The organism is Vallitalea sediminicola (genome assembly GCF_054408565.1).
Genome location: NZ_BTPT01000441.1, coordinates 1 through 216, shown reverse-complemented (window position 1 = coordinate 216; position 216 = coordinate 1). Strand labels below are relative to the sequence as shown.

The window sequence follows — 216 nt, the reverse complement described above, 5'->3', positions numbered from 1 at the left end:
GTTAGCTTTTTAGACTTTTCTTATATCTCTTCTAAAGGTAAAGCAATGACTAGATATCCTCGGCTTGCGCTATATAGTATAGGTTTGTTTGGCTTTTTCCTTGTTGTAACTAATCCTCATCATTATTTATTTTATAGCAGGTACCTTTTTTGGGGTGATGATTTTGGCAAACTCTTTTATGTTCACGTAGTTATTAACTATCTTCTTATACTTATA

General features: G+C 31.5%; 1 protein-coding gene. It reads left to right on the top strand.

The genetic code is table 11. From position 1 onward, the window contains the following. Nucleotides 1-24: 24 nt before the first annotated feature. Nucleotides 25-216, top strand: a 192-nt coding sequence (locus tag ACX6CF_RS27355; protein ID WP_458788519.1) for a histidine kinase N-terminal 7TM domain-containing protein, incomplete at its 3' end; no start/stop codon positions are given.